Source organism: Phormidium tenue FACHB-1050 (assembly GCF_014696925.1).
GTDB lineage: Bacteria > Cyanobacteriota > Cyanobacteriia > Pseudanabaenales > Pseudanabaenaceae > Pseudanabaena.
The window spans coordinates 1-16421 of the sequence record NZ_JACJQY010000037.1 but is presented as its reverse complement, the minus strand read 5'-3'; the positions used below and the strand labels follow the sequence as shown (position 1 = coordinate 16421).

Here is a 16421-nt window from a genome sequence, read left to right as displayed (position 1 = left end):
TGTTGTCACTATTCTTAACCGATGATGGAATCGATAAAACAACCTGTGGGTTTAATTGTAATTTTAGGAGCAACTGCTACGGGGAAAACTAGTCTGGCGATCGCACTTGCCAAGCACCTAAATGCACCAATTCTGAGTGCCGATTCGCGCCAAGTTTATCGTCATTTGAACATTGGTACAGCGAAACCAACTATAGAAGAACGACAAGGTGTTCCCCATTACTTGATTGATATTATCGAACCCGATCAAACTTTGACGTTGGCGGATTATCAAGATCAGGCGCAAACTTTAATCGCGAGGTTCCATGCTCAGGGAATTACGCCGATTTTAGTCGGTGGCTCAGGTTTGTATATTAAGGCAATTACCGCAGGACTAAAAATTCCTAGAGTCGCGCCTCAGCCTGAACTGCGATCGCAATTTGAGGAACTAGGACAAACCTATTGCTATCAGATTTTGCAACAGGTTGATCCTGTGGGAGCTACCAAAATTCATGCTAACGATCAAATTAGAACTTTACGATCGCTAGAGGTTTTCTATGTAACAGGAAAGCCGCTCTCAGAACAACAATACGAGCAACCACCGAGCTATCCGATTGTACAGATTGGCTTGGAATGTGAAGATCTGGATGCTTATCGCAAGTTAGTTAGCGATCGCACTGAACAGATGCTCCTAAATGGTTGGCTAGATGAAATTCGTGATTTGCAAAAGTGTTATGGAAAGGATTTACCGCTTTTAAAAACTTTAGGCTATGGTGAGATGTCTGACTATTTAGATAATAAAACCGATCTAGAAACTGCAAAACTACTCACAGTTACCCATACCTGCCAATTTGCCAAACGACAGCGTACATGGTTTCGCGGTTCGGGTAATGGGAATTTACCAATTCATTGGTTGCGATCAGGAAGTAGTTGGGAAGAGGCGATCGCACTGTTATAAAAAAAGCCCTGCAATGCAGGGCTTTTTTTATTATTTGATTTTGTCCATAATCGAGAAAATCGGTAAGTACATCCCGACAATAATCGAACCGACCATGCCACCTAAGACAACGATCATCAGAGGTTCCATCAAACTTGTGAGAGCCTTTACCGCTTCTTCAACTTCATTCTCATAAAAGTCAGCGACCTTCATAAGCATCTTGTCAATTTCACCAGTTTCTTCACCGATACTGACCATTTGCAAAGCCATTACAGGAAATACTTCTGTCTTTTCCATTGCAGGTGCAATTTGACCACCTTCTCTCACAGCATTTCGCGCTGAGTCGATCGCATTAGAAATCACCAAATTACCTGCGGTTTCCGCCGTAATTTCCAGTGAAGCCAAAATTGGTACACCTGCACGGGAGAGTGAACCAAAAGTCCGAGCAAATCGAGCAACGGCAGTTTTCACGACAAGATCGCCAAACAAAGGCAACTTCAAGAAAACGCCATCAAGGTAGAGTTTGCCAGCAGGAGTTGCATAAACACGGTTGTAAACAAAACCAAGAGCAAAAATAGTAATGGGAATAATCGCTACCGATGGACTCTTTAAAAAGTTACTGATATTTACCAATATTTGTGTAAATGCGGGTAATTCACCACCTAAGCTCTTGAATACGCCATCAAATACGGGAATGATGAAAATACACATCGCTAAGAAGATTAAAACCGCGATCGATGTAACCACAATTGGATAGGTCATCGCTGATTTGATTTGGTTATTTAAGCGTGCCGAATCTTCGAGTAATGTGGCTAGACGGGCTAAAACATCATCTAACACACCACCAGTTTCACCCGCTTGCACCATTGCACAGTACAACTTATCGAATACCTTTGGGTGCTTACGCAGTGCGTCCGAGAAATTAGTACCTTGCTGCACATCGTCCAGAACTTCGGTGAGGGCAATTTTGAGTCTAGGGTTAGCACATTGATCGCACATTACCCCTAAACCACGCACCATTGATACACCAGCGTTAACCAAGGTTGCTAATTGTCGCGAGAACAAAGCTAAGTCCTTGACGGTCACTTTTTTCATCGTGAAGCCAGCAAAATCAAAGCCGCCTTTCACTTCTTTGATATCTTGAACAACAAAGCCTTTTTGCTTCCAAGTTTCACGAGCTTCTTTGACTGTTACAGCAACCATTGTCTGCTGTACCGACCTGCCTTGGGAGTCTTTGAGCGTTCCCTTAAACTTTGCCATTATTGCACCTCATTTGATAGGAATCATGGATTGAAAACTATGGGTTAACCACTGATTGATCGCGATTTGATCATATCTGGCGATCGCAAATCTCCAGCAGCTTTTCGCTTCATTACAGGAGCAGGGTTTGGTCCAACTACACGTAATAATTCTTCAGGACGCGAAGTCTTAGACATTGCTGCTTCAAACGTAATGTCGCCATCCATATATAACTTTGCCAATACCGACTCAAGAGTTTGCATTGATTCTTTACCACCTGTTTGGATAAAGCCATACATTTGTGCAGTTTTACCTTCACGGATAAGGTTAGAAATCGCAGGCGTTACCACCATAATTTCCTGAGCCATCACTCGCCCAAACTGCCCTGGTTGTGGATTATGACGTGAGACAAGAGTTTGACTCAACACGGCTACGAGTGAGTTAGAAAGCTGTACTCGAATTTGTCCTTGTTGCTCTGGTGGAAATACATCCACCATGCGATCTACGGTTTGGGATGCAGAACTAGTATGCAATGTGCCAAATACAAGATGCCCTGTTTCGGCAGCAGATACAGCTAACTGAATCGTTTCTAAGTCACGCATTTCTCCTACGAGAATTACATCTGGATCTTCCCGTAAAGCCGCTTTTAACGCATTTGCAAAGGTTTTAGTATCTTCCCCAACTTGACGCTGGTGGATCACACTTTTTACGGATTCATAGACAAATTCAATCGGATCTTCAACCGTGAGAATATGTTCGGCACGAGTTTTGTTGATCGTTTGGATCATCGCAGCTAAGGTCGTGGTTTTACCCGAACCCGTAGGTCCTGTAACTAGCACTAGTCCACGCGGCTTTTCACTCAGTTCACGCACAATCGGCGGCAAGTTGAGATCATCCATATCAGGAATTTTGGAAGAAAGCGCCCGTAGACAAGCAGCATAGGTTCCCCGATCTTTGTAAACATTCACCCGAAATCTGGCAAGTCCCTTAACCCCATAGGAGCAGTCTAACTCCCAGTTTTGTTCGAGAGCTTTACGCTGATTGTTATTCAGCATCGCAAAAATCAAACGCTGAGTTTCTTCTGGGGTAAGTGGATCGCGATCGGTACGGGTGAGGTGACCATTAATGCGAATGTAAGGCGGAAGTCCTGCGGAAATGTGGAGGTCAGAACCTTTGCGTTCTACCACCTCTTCCATCAAGTCTTCAATGATGTAGTCCATTACCATAGCGGGCTATTCTCCTGTATCTAATCTTAATTAAGTGCATGATTCCCTATATAGCCAATAAAAACTGCGCTTCGCGCAGTTTTTATTTTAGAAAGTTCGTGGCGTTGTGCAGTATGGGCATTCAACTGTTTCGGGTGTGAGCATAGCATCACAGTTGTCACATTCCAGCCCTTTACCACGTCGGGCGCGTTCTTCTGCTTCACGTCCTTTGTCTGTATATACAACTCGCAGCACTTCGTCTAGAGTCGTTGCTCCTTGTCTTACCAAGTCAAAGGCGTATGCCATCAGAGTTTTCATGCCCTCTTGTACAGCAATTTCTTTGATGACTTCGGTAGTCGCACCTTTGTTGATGGCACTTTGCAAGCGTTCAGTCATTTTCATGATCTCATAGACACCTGCTCGTCCTTTGTACCCAGAACCACTACATTTTGGACATACTCTTTGTCCAGGTAGCATGGCTTCACGGTTGACGATGTTGGCTCGATAGAAGGTTTTTTCAAGATCGCTGCTTGGTAAACCGAAGCGATCGAGTTCTTCTTGACTAGGGTTATAGGGGATGCGGCAGTTGTCACAAACTCGACGCAGTAGGCGTTGGGCAAGAACACCAATAATCGCTGTACTTGCCATAAATGGTTCCACGCCCATTTCCTCTAAACGGGCAATACTACTAGGCGCATCGTTGGTGTGTAGTGTCGTGAGAACTAAGTGTCCCGTTAGCGCAGCCTCGATCGCCGTTTTCGCTGTTTCCGCATCTCGTGTTTCACCAACTAGGATGACATCAGGGTCTTGACGGAGAAATGCTCGTAGAATGCTGGCAAAGGTCATTCCTTTTTCGCGGAGAACTTGACATTGGGTCAAACCAGGCAAGTTATATTCAACAGGATCTTCAGCAGTACTGATATTGACCCCAGGATCGTTACATTCGGCTAGGGTCGAATATAGGGTAGTGGTTTTGCCAGAACCTGTAGGACCAGTTACGAGAATTAATCCATAGGGTCGTCTCGCGAAACTTTGCATCAGTTCCAAGCTTTCAGGATCGCTGATCAGTTTGTTGAGTCCGAGTTGGGTATTAGAGTTGTCAAGAATTCGGAGACATACTTTTTCACCATTTTGAGTAGGGCAAGTATTCACACGGAAGTCTACCCGCCGACCTTGGAAGTTGCGTTTGAGTTTGCCATCCTGAGGAACGCGCTTTTCAGCAATGTTCAAGTTAGAGATAATCTTGAAGCGCGAAATTACGGCATTGACAATATTTTTGGGTAAGCGTTTATTCTCACTGAGAAAGAAATATTCACGCAGTACGCCATCCTTACGCAGACGAATGCAAAGATCTTTTTCTTGAGGTTCAATGTGAATGTCGGAACATCCTTCTTTGAGAGCTTTAACAAGGATTTTATCGACGAGGCTGATAATTGGGGCGGAGTTTTCGCCGCCAACCATGAGTTCATCGCCTTGATCACTGTCAGAGATATCTTCGCCAAAAACGTCATCCTTAACTTGGAGATCTTCATCGCTGATTGCGCCTTCAGCCTTGGCACTTTTGTTGACTTGAAATTGGACAATATTGTCAAAGGTGCGATGAAAATCTTCACGGGAGATCACACGCCGAACGATTGTGATGTTTTTAAGTAGGCGAGCAATTTCATTTTGGACTTTGTAGCTATCGGGAGAGACTACAGCGATCGTAATGCTATTTTCAGTCTTAACTAGCGGTAAAACTTCGCAGTCCCGACAAGTGGAAATTGGGATAATGTTGGAGTCAAGTAAGGTGCTAAGGGTAGGAATATCAAACTTGTCAATTTCGACATCGGGATCGATTGGTTCAATCCCGTAAAGAACCCGCAGTTCAAAAAGTTGTTGGCGCTTGTAATAGCGGGTAATGTCTGGAGCCAGTTGCTGCCCCAGAATTTGCTCTAGGACGCTGAGGAATGGAATATTTTGTTCTTGGCTATCTTTGACAGCGCGATCGAACTGGTCGGAGGTGGCGTGTCCTGCCTGAATCAGTTTGCTCTCGAAGGGAGTTCGACCTCCCCGTTTTGCCAGAGCTTTAGTTTTATTTCTGCTTGCGGCGGTGGTTGGCGCTTGATCTGATGTATTCATAGCCCAAGATTTCCTAAGAGTTCATTACCCAAGTGAGATTAGATCTTTACGATCGCCAATATGCGGCGCGATCGCAAAGCAATATAAGGCGATCATAGCTGTTTGCATAACTATATTGGGCAAAAATAGCACAAGTGTTTCATAGTTTTACAAAATAAGCTAAAAATTTGGGCGATCGCCCATAGCCATGTAATACCAAAACACAAAATGGCATAGCCATTTTGTGTTTTTAAAACTCTTACTGGGTTTGGTTTTCAATTCACAAAAGTGTTGCCACACTTTCGTGAATTGGTATAAGTTTTGCTTGGGGTCAAAAAGATGAGTGGCGGCGTGAAGCGCCGCCACTCATCTTTTTGGTTTTATAGCGCTTTGCGCTATTTCCCGTTCTTAGTGAGGACTTGCCATCGGACTTTGGGATTTTGAGCAAGCAGTTGAGAGATAGCGATCGCCCCTTTTTTGTTTAAGTGGCTGGGGTCTGAAAAAAGGTCGGATTGATTGATAATCGCTTGGGAAAGATCAAGATAGGTAAAGCCTTCACGTAAGGCGAGTTCTTGCATTCGACCATTGAAAATAGCTTCATATTGAGTACGAATTTGATCGAGATAGGTGGCATGTAAGGGCATATTCACGACCAAAAGCTCAATATTATTGCGGCGACAAAAATCAACTACATTGGCAAAAGCCTCGAATTGGGAGCCATTGGTCTCAAAGTTGCGATAGTCCAGATCGTAATCCCCAGGAACTTGGGGGAATTTTTGAAAATAGGTGTTGGGATCGAAGGTGACATCAAATGCAACAAAGCCTTTGGGGTCAAGGGCTGTAACGGTGCTGGGCATGGTCGCCGCAATCAGGGCTTCGCTATTGCTGAGCATATGCGTATTTCGATCAAATTTCTGGACTAACGAAGTCCGAATTTCTTGCCGTTTGGAAAAGGTCGTAAAAAGAAGATCAAAGGATGTAGCGATCGGATTTGGTGCTGTGGTAGCAGCGATCGCACTTTGATTAGCTATAGGATCAAGATTCCGCTCTTTATCTTTGAGAGTTTCCTGCAATTGCTTATAGCCAACCGAAGCCGTAATTTCCTCATAGGTAAGATCATTGCGACTACTATTAAAAGCTCTCAATCCATCAGCCCAAATAATTAAACGCGGTCTTTGAGATTGTGAGAGTATTTGCGTAATTTGCAAGTTCACCACCTTAGCGGTTGCGCCATCAATACCGAGATTAAAGACGCTGACATTTTTGTAGCCTTTGTTGCTCAGCGTTTTTTCTAAGGTTTTTGGTTCGATGCCCCGCAAAGCTCTCGAACTACCCACAATTAAAACTTCGGGCGATCGCTTATTAGTAGTCTGCCAATCAAGGAGGGCTAATTTCTCATTGAATAAAGCAATATTAAAATTAGGAGCAGGTTTATTGGTAAACCCTTTTTCGGAAGAAGTTTCGGGTTGGTTTACTGACTCATCAATTTTGGAATCAGCAATGATCAGTTTGGCTGACTGATCGGACTGAGCATAATTACTCAGCGTCCGATCAGCCACAATTGTTGTACCAATACCGATCGCCAAACTTGCCATACAAGCAGATAAAGAGAGCATTTTCGGTTCAGTTTGCCCTAGCCATTTCAATCCAAAAATGGCTTGTCCGACCGCAAGTATTTTCGTCCCTGCATAGCCGCTTAGTTTCTGCCAAGCATTAGCTTCCTCTACATCTTCACTAATAAACTCAATACTTTGCTCTTGTTCATTCTCTATCGCTGATAGTTCGTCATCATTAGAGTTCTGCAAACCGATCGCTAGCAAGTCAATTTCAAACGACCAACTCGGTTTTTTCTCACCGATAACGCGGCTGGACACTGTTACTGATTGAAAATATTCTGATGCACTCACGGCTCGCAAAGTATTTAACATAGGCAGCGCGATCTCTGCTTGCAAAATCGCAGTGCGCGTCTCACACAGTAAATTGAGACAGTTATTTTGGAGCAGCAACTTCAGCTTAGTTTGAGCAAGTTTTGGTGCTAGTTGCTGATCTTGACGGAAGTTGGTCAATAATGCGGCGATAATTTCAGCAGCAATGAGTGCCGATGGGGCGATCGGTAAATCTAGTCCTAACGCCCATGCATTGCCATGCAATTTCAGGCGATGGATTCCTTCAGCATATAAAACTGAACTGTCTAAATCCTGTGTGCTTGGGGCGATCGCTTCAATTATCTTGGTTGCACAGTTGACTTCTCGATCTTGACTATAGAGATATAAGCAATCCCCTTTTTGTTTGGTATGGGAAAGTTTGATTCCTGCTAATTCCTCAGTCAAAATACTTGGTGAAGATTCCAGCACCAAAGTAGGCTTGCTAGTAGGCGCACTCAAGCGATGATTAGGCAAACGAGAGGTTTGATTCGCATCCGTACCTGCATCTGTACTCGAATCTTGGCTTGGTGTTAATAGTGGATTTGCATCTAAGGATGATGTTATTTCCATTGGCTATTTGAAGAGGTCAGCAGGATAAAAAATTTGCTACAAGGTTAGCACGGCGAATTCACAACCAGACAAAAAGTTGTTTTACAAGGCAATATACGGCGCAAAGCGGATTATGTTGCCTATTCATCTAAATGTTCAGAAACGGAGCGATAAAGATCTAAAACATGGTGGTCGAGGAGTTGGTAATAGACTTTGCGCTTACTTTTGCGATAGCTAACTAAACGCATGGTGCGTAAAACTCGCAACTGATGAGATACAGCCGACTCACTCATGCCCACTACTGCCGCGAGATCGTGAACACATAATTCCTGCTTGGATAAAACTGAGAGAATCCGCAAACGATTAGGATCGCTCAACATTCCAAAAAATTCCGCCATACTTTGCGCTTTCTCAACTGGCAAAATCGCATTAACTAAATCCTGTAATGCTTCAGGAGCGATCGCATGGAGATCGCAAGTCGGCAAGTGATCAAAAGAAAGTGCAGAAGAATTTAGCATTGTTACATTTTACAAAAAAGCGATCGCTTTTGTAATTCGCCTTGATATATGAACGTATATTCATATATAATAAATTCAATCGAATAGGATTAAACATATGACAACTCTCACAGAAACTAAATGCGCTTGCCCTAAATGTAGTTGCATGGTCTCCCTAGACACAGCGATCATGGCAAATGGCAAACCCTATTGCAGCAAAGCATGTGCCGATGGACATCCTGAAGGATCGGCAGGTTGTAAAAAATCTGGTTGCGGCTGCGGTTAGATTTTATCGACATAGAAAACTGGGTGCAAAGCACCCAGTTTTCTAGATAATGGCGGCGCAAAGCGCCGCACCACTAATTCTTGCTTAGACAAAGAGTATATAAAAAGGAGCAAGTGGGCTTTACCTACTTGCTTCTTTTTGGCTTTTGGTTACAGAATAGAAGCAATCATTCGCTTCACCAAAATTCAAGATGCTGAATTTAAACGAAATTATGTCGCTGGCTCGCCCGATCGCTTGGGGGGCAGGGGATATTCTGATGAAGTACTATCAGGAGCCTCAAGACTTAGAAATTATGTTTAAGGGGGGCGAAGAGGGCAATGTGACTTCCGCAGATTTGGCGGCTAATGATTTCATCTTGAGTCAGTTAAAGCAATCATTTGGTACTGACAACTTTGCCTATCTCAGCGAAGAAACTGAAGATAATATTGATCGCCTTGAGCATGAATGGGTGTGGATCATTGATCCGATGGATGGCACGAGTGACTTTATTCGGCGGACTAATGAGTTTGCGGTGCATATTGGCTTGACCTATCGCCAACGTCCTGTCCTAGGACTCGTGGCTACTCCTGCTCAGGATCGTCTTTTTCAAGGCATGTTAGGCAATGGGGCATATATCGAGACTAGAGATGGTTTACAGCAACGTATCCAAGTTTCTAATAAAGTCGATCTCAATCAAATGGTGGTAGTGGCAAGTCGTAGCCATCGCAATTATCAACTAGAAAGTATTCTCCAACAATTACCTAAGGCTGCCGAAATTGCGGTTGGTAGCATTGGCGGTAAATTTGCGGCGATCGCCTCAGGTAATGCGGATGTCTATATCTCTGTTTCAGGGAAGTCTGCGCCTAAGGATTGGGACTATTGCGCTCCTGAAATTATTCTGACTGAGGCTGGTGGACAACTTACCCATTCTGATTTGTCATTGCTGTCTTACAACAATCTCGAATTGCGCCAGTGGGGAACGATCGTGGCGAGTAACGGGCATTGTCATCATGAAATTTGTCAGATTAGCCAAGATGCGATCGCGCCGATCAAAAAGTAGGATTAACATTGTATAGCAAAAAAAGAGTTAGCTAGTACAAACCAAAACCCAAGAATCGAGTGGCGGCGCGAAGCGCCGCCACTCGATTCTTGGGTTTTATGTCCTTGGCAAAACTTACTTTGCTATACACGCTACTTTTTGTCGCAATTATTCAGTAAAGTTAACACACTTAGAAATTTAAGGAACAATGGGCTTAAGCCCATTGTCTGAGTTGATTATGAAATTACAAGTAATTTTGATTGGTGCTGCTGTAGTCGTTGGCGTAATGGCTGTTAGCAATCCTAGTAAAGAGCGTTACATCGATTATGCAACCGAGCAATTTTCGGAAACAGGTAAAACCTCAATTTGTGCTGGAGATAATATTCCGATCGCGGCTCAGCAGTCCTGCAAATTTGTGATCTCTCAAGGTAAAGGGGTAATCAAGTCATTGGTTGAGAACTCGACTAAGCAGCAAAATTTTGTAGTACTCAGTCTTTACGAAACTGATATGCCTAACAAAAAAGTAACCACAGTTGGAGCCTTTGGCAATTTCTTCATGTTCAAATAAAAAAAGCGGTGCAATGCACCGCTTTTTTTATGGATTTTGCTGATCGAATTTCTCTAAGGTTTTCCAGACTGATTTCAAAAGTTGATCTAGCCCCTTTTTGGAAGCCGCCGAAATGGCGAGAATCGGTAGATCGAACTGTGAGGCGATCGCCTCCACATCTTCAGGCAACATAGCATCAATTTTATTCAGAGCCAGAATTTGTGGTTTATCAGCTAAGCCATGACCATAGGCATCTAGCTCTTCTTGAATGGTGTGATAAGCCGCTAGGGGATCATCTTGAGTGACATCAATCAAATGAATTAATAGTTTTGTGCGTTCCACATGGCGCAAAAAGTCATGCCCCAAGCCAATACCCTCAGATGCACCTTCGATTAATCCTGGAATATCCGCAAATACAATCCCATCACCTGACGGCTTAGAAACGACACCCAAATTGGGGACAAGCGTGGTGAAGGGATAATCAGCAATTTTGGGACGAGCTGCCGATACAACAGAGATCAATGTCGATTTACCCGCATTTGGTAAGCCAATGATCCCGACTTCGGCAATTAATTTTAGTTCTAAATAAAGATTAAGTTCTTCCCCAGGTAATCCAGGTAAAGCATAGTCAGGGGCGCGATTTTGATTGCTCAAAAAGTATTTATTGCCCAATCCGCCTTTGCCGCCTTTTGCCACAAACAAAGTTTGATCGACCTCGGTGAGATCGCCTAAAACCTCACCTGTTTCTTCATTCATCACCACTGTACCGACAGGGACTTTGATCACGCGATCGCTACCCTTGCGACCCGTCATATTGCTAGGACCACCACGTTCACCATCTTCAGCCTTAAAAATATTCTCGAAGCGAAAGTCTAGAAGGGTTTGCAGATCGGTTGTTGCTTGTAAGATCACCGAGCCACCATTGCCACCATTACCACCCGCAGGGCCACCCGCAGGCACATATTTCTCGCGGCGAAATGCAACTAGCCCATCGCCACCATTACCAGACTTGACATGTATCGTAACTCGATCAATAAAATGCATTGCTAACTCAATTACTTGCTCTGTGTAACCAAGACAATCCACTTAACTTGCAGGATTATCTTCACTGGTTTTATCTCTATTATGCAGTGATTGCGGTAGTAATAAAACTAGATGTGGCGATCGCTAGTTCTTCAAATCTATTGGACTCTATCTCATGATTTACGAAAGTGAATTGTAATCGGATACTTTTCACGATAGAACACCAATTCAGCGATCGCCTAAATCAAATCCAAAATACAACCGCGATCGCTTGGCTACTTTAAAAATTACTGATGTGCGTAAAATCTACTTGAATTGGGTGAGATTTTGCCGTGATATAATTGGTAAAATCCGACTTTGATATTGACAAGAAGGAAGTTTATCATTGGTTGGGGAGATGACTGTTTTAAAATATATTGATATTGGATGAAAAAGTTTATATGCGATCGCTTGTCACTGAAATAATTAATGGCGAATCCTATAGCTATTATCCGCTAGGGCAGTATGTTGTTCGGGCTATGGGAGTTTGTGGCGATCGCCCAACTTTTAAGTACACTCGGATTGAGATTGCGGGTGTGATGGAGCGATTAGCTAAGGGTGAGAATGTTGAAAATATTGTGCTTGGTTTTCGGGGAAGGGTTTCCCGTGAGGCGATCGCGGAGGCGATTCAAGTTGTGACAACTCATTTTATTGAGAGTCTTCCTATTTTGAGCGCAGCATGATTGTCCTTGATGAACAGCTTTTAGGAGCGAATCTGGAACAGGCGATCGGCAAATGGTATCAGGGTAATGTTTGCTTTATTACGGATTTACGCCCTAATTCGATTATCAAAGATGAAGCGATCCCTATGTTGTTGCGAAAAGAGGCGCAGCCTACCTTTATCACTATCAATGAGCGGGATTTTTGGCGAAAGGTAGCAATAAGTGAATATTTTTGTATAGTCTGCTTTAATTTGCCAGATTCGCGAGCTTCAGAAATCTCTCTTCTACTCAGAAATCTCTTGCGTCACCCTGAGTTTAATATAAAAGCAAAGCGGATGGGAAAGATGATAAGGATTGCTGGTAGTCATGTTAGCTATTATTCTGCTAGCGATAGAGTGATACAAGAATTTACTTTACAGATTCAGTAACAATTTCACGCCTAAATCAAATCCAAAATCCACTCGCGATCTAGCCTATTTGTATTCTCCATAATGAATTTTTGCACGAATCACTTATTCTTGCCTTGCTATTTCGATTTGTTGCAGAATATTAGGAGGTTGCATAATCATCGCGGTTTCCATAAGTGATTCCCATTCTTCTTGGGCAATCAAAATATAGCTGCGATTTTCTCTAACTATTCCTACACCTTCAGATTCTTTTGTAGCCCGATCGCATAGTTCATCAAGGTTCTTTTTGGCATAATCAACAGTAACTTGATACATATATTTTATTTGCCTAAATTAGAGCCAACAATAACTAAGTGCTCAAATCAAAACCAAAATGCATTCGCGATCGCATAGCTACTTTAAAAATTACGGAGATTTTTCCTGTCAAGCTGCAATGAAGTCAGATTTTTTGATTATGCGTGGTGTTGGCAAGGGTTTGTGACGAGCCGTGTAGTCTTCGATTAGTAATTCCAAAACTTCCAAAGCATTTTCTAGGGCTTTAGCATAGGTGTCGCCGTGAGTATGGGCATAAGGACCAAATTCGGGTAGGTGAGCGACAAATTTGCTGTCTTCTTCTGACCATTGGATAGAAATGCTGTAGTTATGAGTCATGGTTGTCCTCCTTCATTTTGTTGGTCAATATCTCGCAGTGCGTTTCTTACGTCTTTTTCTTGGTAGCGATCGGCATCGTTGCCGTCTTTGCCTGATAGGGTAAGGCTATATTCTAGTTTAGGATGACTCCAGACGGTGTGGCTACCTTTACCAGAACGATAGGTGAAGCCAGCTTTTAAAAGCATTGCTTTTAGTTCTCTAATTTTTTTAGCCATCAGACATCATTTATTGAAGCATTTGCATTATTTTATCAGGATTATTTTTAATCATTTGTTCTAAAGCAGCAGCATTTAAACCTGTAATCGCTTGCAACTTCAGCATGATCAACGCACTCATTACACTCTGCATATAGGGATGATTTTCGCCAACGGTTGACATCAAAATTGCTAAAGCATCTTGATACAGAGGTTCTGCTTCTTCATATCTGCCTTGCAAATAGTACAGCAATGCGAGGTTGTTGAGACTGATCGCGACATGGGGATGGCGATCGCCAACAGTTCTTGCCTCAACTGCAAAGCTGCTAGATAGTACATTTCTGCTTCTTCATATCTGCCTTGCCATATAGTCTACGTTTACCAAATATGCGGATCAAAACGTCCAGACACCAAGTTAAGTTTTTCTAAGTCATTCCATAACCAGCCATAAACAATATGTGTAACAGGAAATTTTGGCGTAAAAAGATTTGAGCTTTTATAATGATAATGAGAGAATAAAATATTAGTATCCTCCTTAGTAATTGGACTTTTTGAGGCTAATTGATCTCTATTTTCTCTGGCATTGTTCAATAAAATACTAATCTCATTTTCAGTCATTGGAGCTTTTGCTAGATTAAATATTACACGATTTGAATTTCCTTCTTTTAAGGGTATCCAGTACCAATCAAGAGAATACCTCCCATCTGGAGAAGTTATAACAACACCTTCTATCGTGATAGGAAACATATTTAGGGTTTGAAGGTATCTGGTAAAATTGCCAAACCATCTTTCTACAATATCTTGATATGCAGATAAGGATTCTTGATAAACAGTAGTTACAAAATTCAATATCTCTTGTGGATCTTGACTATATCTACTATTCCAAGGATAAACAAACTCATCTACATCATTTAATGTTAGGCTTTCAAAGACAATTTGAAGACAAGTGCGTTCGTAGCTACTAACTGCACTACTCCATTGAGAATCTATGCTAAGGCATCTTTTGATCTCAATAACTGGTATTGCTCTAGGAAAATAATTAAGTGGATATTTACCAGAGAGAAAATATGCAGCATACCAGCCAGATTCCTTTATTAAAGCAGAGTTGTTAGTAGGTAATGAGCAATCATTCCCAATGATCTTAGACAGTTTTTCGCTTAACTTTTTATATTCTGACACTAGCGGAATATTAAAGTTCTTATTCCCAGAAGATGTAGTAAAAGAAGTGAATCCCTTTTCTTCAAATAGGATATTAAATAACTTTTGGCTGTGAAGAATGAAAATTTCTTCTGGAAGTTCAAAGTATTCGTCGTATTCCTCGCCATAATAGTCTGCATATAAAATGTTTTTGGACTCTGTAGCTTCATCTGAGTTGTATATGTATGATCCTATCTTGGGCAAAGATCCGTCAGGGCTTGTAATTCCAATCATCTGCGCTAAAACACCAAAACCCTCATACCATGACCTCCTAGATTCTCTAATTAATCTTGCATAGTCTATTGATTTTATAGAGTTATCAAAAAAGGGATTAAATTTCTCAAGTTCGGAAACAACAAGTGATTTTGCTAATACAACATCATATTTGATTATTCCAAGAACTAAGTAATAAATATTCTGTTTTGTTATCGAATCGGAAATCACAAGTTTATAACGAAAAAACTCGCGCACCAAAGGATGTAATGCAAAACGAGTTCGCTCCTGATCGATCGCCTTGATTAGATACAAATTATTAAGCTGCTTTCTCCCCTCATGCAGATCCCCCTCATCGATCAATTGCGCTGTTACCTCTTCCACCAAACCCCAAACCATATACGCAGGAGCAAACAACCCCAACAACATCGCCACCTTGACCGTACTCGCGCTCAACTCCTGCCAACTCAACTCAAACGCCGCAATCACTCCCCTCGTCGCATTAATTTCTTCTGTCTCTTGCAAATCTAACGACTCATCGGCAATAGTCAAGCGTTGTTGATAATCCCTCAGCGACAGATCCTCATCAAGTTGCAAATATCGTCCCGCCAACTCCACACCCAAGGGAAGATAACCCAAATATTCACAAATTGCTTTAGCGGCAATCTCCTCACGATCCACCCGCGATTTGCCTAACAACTTCCTCAACAATTCCAAAGCCTCAGCCTCAGAAATCACATCCAAAGGAATATCCGCAAACTGCGAACTCAACTTACGCTTGCGGGTCGTCACCAAAACCTGAAAGCGTTCTGCCAACGGTCTAGCTTGCTTAGGAATACTCGCCAGATCGGTGACATCATCAAAAATTACCAACACCTTCCCCTCAGTCGGTATCCAGTTTTGCCAATACCATTCCGCTTGCGCCTCAACGGTTTGGGACTGCATCACTTCAGGCAAATCCAGATAGCGACTCGCCATAGTCACCACCGACTGCGCCAAACCCACACCCCGCAACAAAAACCAATACCGCGCCGCATATTCCTGTCGATAGCGTTTGGCATATTGCAAAGCCAGTTCGCTTTTGCCCAGTCCGCCCATCCCCTCCACCGCACAGACACTCACCCCTTGCCCCCCTTGCAACTTGGCATGAATTTCCTCAAGTTCTTTCACCCGTCCCACAAAGTTCGGCGAAGCGATCGGCACATTATCAGGAATCGGCGGATTTACTTTTGACGCTGCAAAATTGAACGTATTATTCTGCGTATTACTCGACCCGTCTTGACCGATGTTAATTTCGGGATTGCTCACAACTCACCTCTTGCGAATTAGCAATCAAACTCGCCACAGAAATATGAGTTAAATAAAACTCCTCACCTTCAGAATCGCGCAAAGCATCTACATAAGCATCAATCCCACGTGGTTTTGGCAACTCATCGACATCCGCAAGATGCAAAACCAAAGCCGATCGCATTAATTTTGTCGTATCTTCTAAAGTCTCTCCCGTAGCGATACAACCCGCCACATCAGGCGAATATGCTGAAAACCCAGTGTCACTTTTTTCCAAGACGATGAGATATTGGTCAATCAAATCACATACTTTTGTGGTCATAGAGTGAAATTGTTATTCTGAGTATTATTTTGACCTAACTGCTTAGGAATGAAAAACAAATAACTTGTGCAAATTAGGATAATCTCAGACAAAGAAAGAAAAGGAATAATTTTGGGTTATTACAGCGAAGAACTTGAGACAGAGA

17 protein-coding genes and 1 pseudogene are annotated in these 16421 nt (G+C 42.6%); 6 read left to right on the top strand and 12 right to left on the bottom strand.

What is annotated here, in order from left to right; all coding sequences use genetic code 11:
- The first annotated feature begins 21 nt into the window (after positions 1-21).
- Complete coding sequence (miaA, locus tag H6G05_RS18825; protein WP_242025636.1) at positions 22-936, top strand: tRNA (adenosine(37)-N6)-dimethylallyltransferase MiaA; 915 nt, start codon at positions 22-24, stop codon at positions 934-936.
- Between the two features lie 30 nt (positions 937-966).
- On the opposite strand, the gene H6G05_RS18820 is transcribed toward miaA, so the two are convergent.
- The 5 genes from H6G05_RS18820 to H6G05_RS18800 form a co-directional block, all read right to left on the bottom strand.
- Entirely contained in the window at positions 967-2175 is a 1209-nt protein-coding gene (locus tag H6G05_RS18820; RefSeq protein WP_190580305.1) for a type II secretion system F family protein, read from the bottom strand.
- Positions 2176-2219: 44 nt separating this feature from the next.
- Positions 2220-3374: a type IV pilus twitching motility protein PilT gene (locus H6G05_RS18815; RefSeq protein ID WP_190580346.1), complete on the bottom strand. Its 1155-nt coding sequence runs from the start codon at positions 3372-3374 to the stop codon at positions 2220-2222.
- A gap of 93 nt (positions 3375-3467) precedes the next feature.
- Positions 3468-5480, bottom strand: coding sequence for a GspE/PulE family protein (locus H6G05_RS18810; protein WP_190580303.1), 2013 nt, complete (start codon positions 5478-5480; stop codon positions 3468-3470).
- A gap of 374 nt (positions 5481-5854) precedes the next feature.
- A complete protein-coding gene (locus H6G05_RS18805) occupies positions 5855-7954 on the bottom strand; it encodes a D-alanyl-lipoteichoic acid biosynthesis protein DltD (RefSeq protein WP_190580301.1) in 2100 nt (699 codons plus the stop codon).
- Between the two features lie 119 nt (positions 7955-8073).
- Positions 8074-8451, bottom strand: a complete 378-nt coding sequence (locus H6G05_RS18800) for an ArsR/SmtB family transcription factor (protein WP_190580299.1) — start codon at positions 8449-8451, stop codon at positions 8074-8076.
- A gap of 97 nt (positions 8452-8548) precedes the next feature.
- Here H6G05_RS18800 and H6G05_RS18795 point away from each other — a divergent pair, with 97 nt between their 5' ends.
- The 3 genes from H6G05_RS18795 (at position 8549) to H6G05_RS18785 (ending at position 10302) form a co-directional block, all read left to right on the top strand.
- On the top strand, positions 8549-8716 hold the full coding sequence (locus H6G05_RS18795) for a metallothionein (protein WP_190580297.1): 168 nt from the start codon (positions 8549-8551) through the stop codon (positions 8714-8716).
- Between the two features lie 190 nt (positions 8717-8906).
- Positions 8907-9755: a 3'(2'),5'-bisphosphate nucleotidase CysQ family protein gene (locus tag H6G05_RS18790; RefSeq protein WP_190580295.1), complete on the top strand. Its 849-nt coding sequence runs from the start codon at positions 8907-8909 to the stop codon at positions 9753-9755.
- Positions 9756-9972: 217 nt separating this feature from the next.
- A complete protein-coding gene (locus H6G05_RS18785) occupies positions 9973-10302 on the top strand; it encodes a DUF4359 domain-containing protein (protein ID WP_190580293.1) in 330 nt (109 codons plus the stop codon).
- A gap of 27 nt (positions 10303-10329) precedes the next feature.
- Here the strand turns inward: H6G05_RS18785 and obgE are convergent, their stop codons facing one another.
- The gene (gene obgE / locus H6G05_RS18780) at positions 10330-11325 is read right to left on the bottom strand and encodes a GTPase ObgE (RefSeq protein WP_190580291.1); all 996 of its coding nucleotides are present in this window, start codon (positions 11323-11325) and stop codon (positions 10330-10332) included.
- A gap of 401 nt (positions 11326-11726) precedes the next feature.
- On the opposite strand from obgE, the gene H6G05_RS18775 reads away from it, so the two are divergent.
- On the top strand, positions 11727-12026 hold the full coding sequence (locus H6G05_RS18775; RefSeq protein WP_199310645.1) for a DUF433 domain-containing protein: 300 nt from the start codon (positions 11727-11729) through the stop codon (positions 12024-12026).
- The gene (locus tag H6G05_RS18770) at positions 12023-12433 is read left to right on the top strand and encodes a hypothetical protein (protein WP_190580289.1); all 411 of its coding nucleotides are present in this window, start codon (positions 12023-12025) and stop codon (positions 12431-12433) included. The genes H6G05_RS18775 and H6G05_RS18770 overlap by 4 nt, the downstream gene beginning before the upstream one ends.
- 84 nt (positions 12434-12517) lie before the next feature.
- On the opposite strand, the gene H6G05_RS18765 is transcribed toward H6G05_RS18770, so the two are convergent.
- The 6 genes and pseudogenes from H6G05_RS18765 to H6G05_RS18740 all read right to left on the bottom strand — a co-directional run bounded on the left by H6G05_RS18765 (position 12518) and on the right by H6G05_RS18740 (position 16276).
- Positions 12518-12727: a type II toxin-antitoxin system Phd/YefM family antitoxin gene (locus tag H6G05_RS18765; protein WP_190580287.1), complete on the bottom strand. Its 210-nt coding sequence runs from the start codon at positions 12725-12727 to the stop codon at positions 12518-12520.
- Positions 12728-12835: 108 nt separating this feature from the next.
- Positions 12836-13063 carry a type II toxin-antitoxin system HicB family antitoxin gene (locus tag H6G05_RS18760; protein WP_190580285.1) on the bottom strand — a complete coding sequence of 76 codons (228 nt, stop codon included), beginning with the start codon at positions 13061-13063 and terminating at the stop codon, positions 12836-12838.
- A complete protein-coding gene (locus tag H6G05_RS18755) occupies positions 13060-13278 on the bottom strand; it encodes a type II toxin-antitoxin system HicA family toxin (RefSeq protein ID WP_190580283.1) in 219 nt (72 codons plus the stop codon). The genes H6G05_RS18760 and H6G05_RS18755 overlap by 4 nt, the downstream gene beginning before the upstream one ends.
- A 10-nt stretch (positions 13279-13288) precedes the next feature.
- Positions 13289-13579 (bottom strand): annotated as a pseudogene (locus tag H6G05_RS18750) (tetratricopeptide repeat protein); the annotation flags it as partial.
- A gap of 56 nt (positions 13580-13635) precedes the next feature.
- Positions 13636-15975 carry an NB-ARC domain-containing protein gene (locus H6G05_RS18745; RefSeq protein ID WP_190580281.1) on the bottom strand — a complete coding sequence of 780 codons (2340 nt, stop codon included), beginning with the start codon at positions 15973-15975 and terminating at the stop codon, positions 13636-13638.
- Positions 15956-16276, bottom strand: coding sequence for a type II toxin-antitoxin system HicB family antitoxin (locus tag H6G05_RS18740; RefSeq protein WP_199310643.1), 321 nt, complete (start codon positions 16274-16276; stop codon positions 15956-15958). The genes H6G05_RS18745 and H6G05_RS18740 overlap by 20 nt, the downstream gene beginning before the upstream one ends.
- Positions 16277-16421 lie beyond the last annotated feature (145 nt).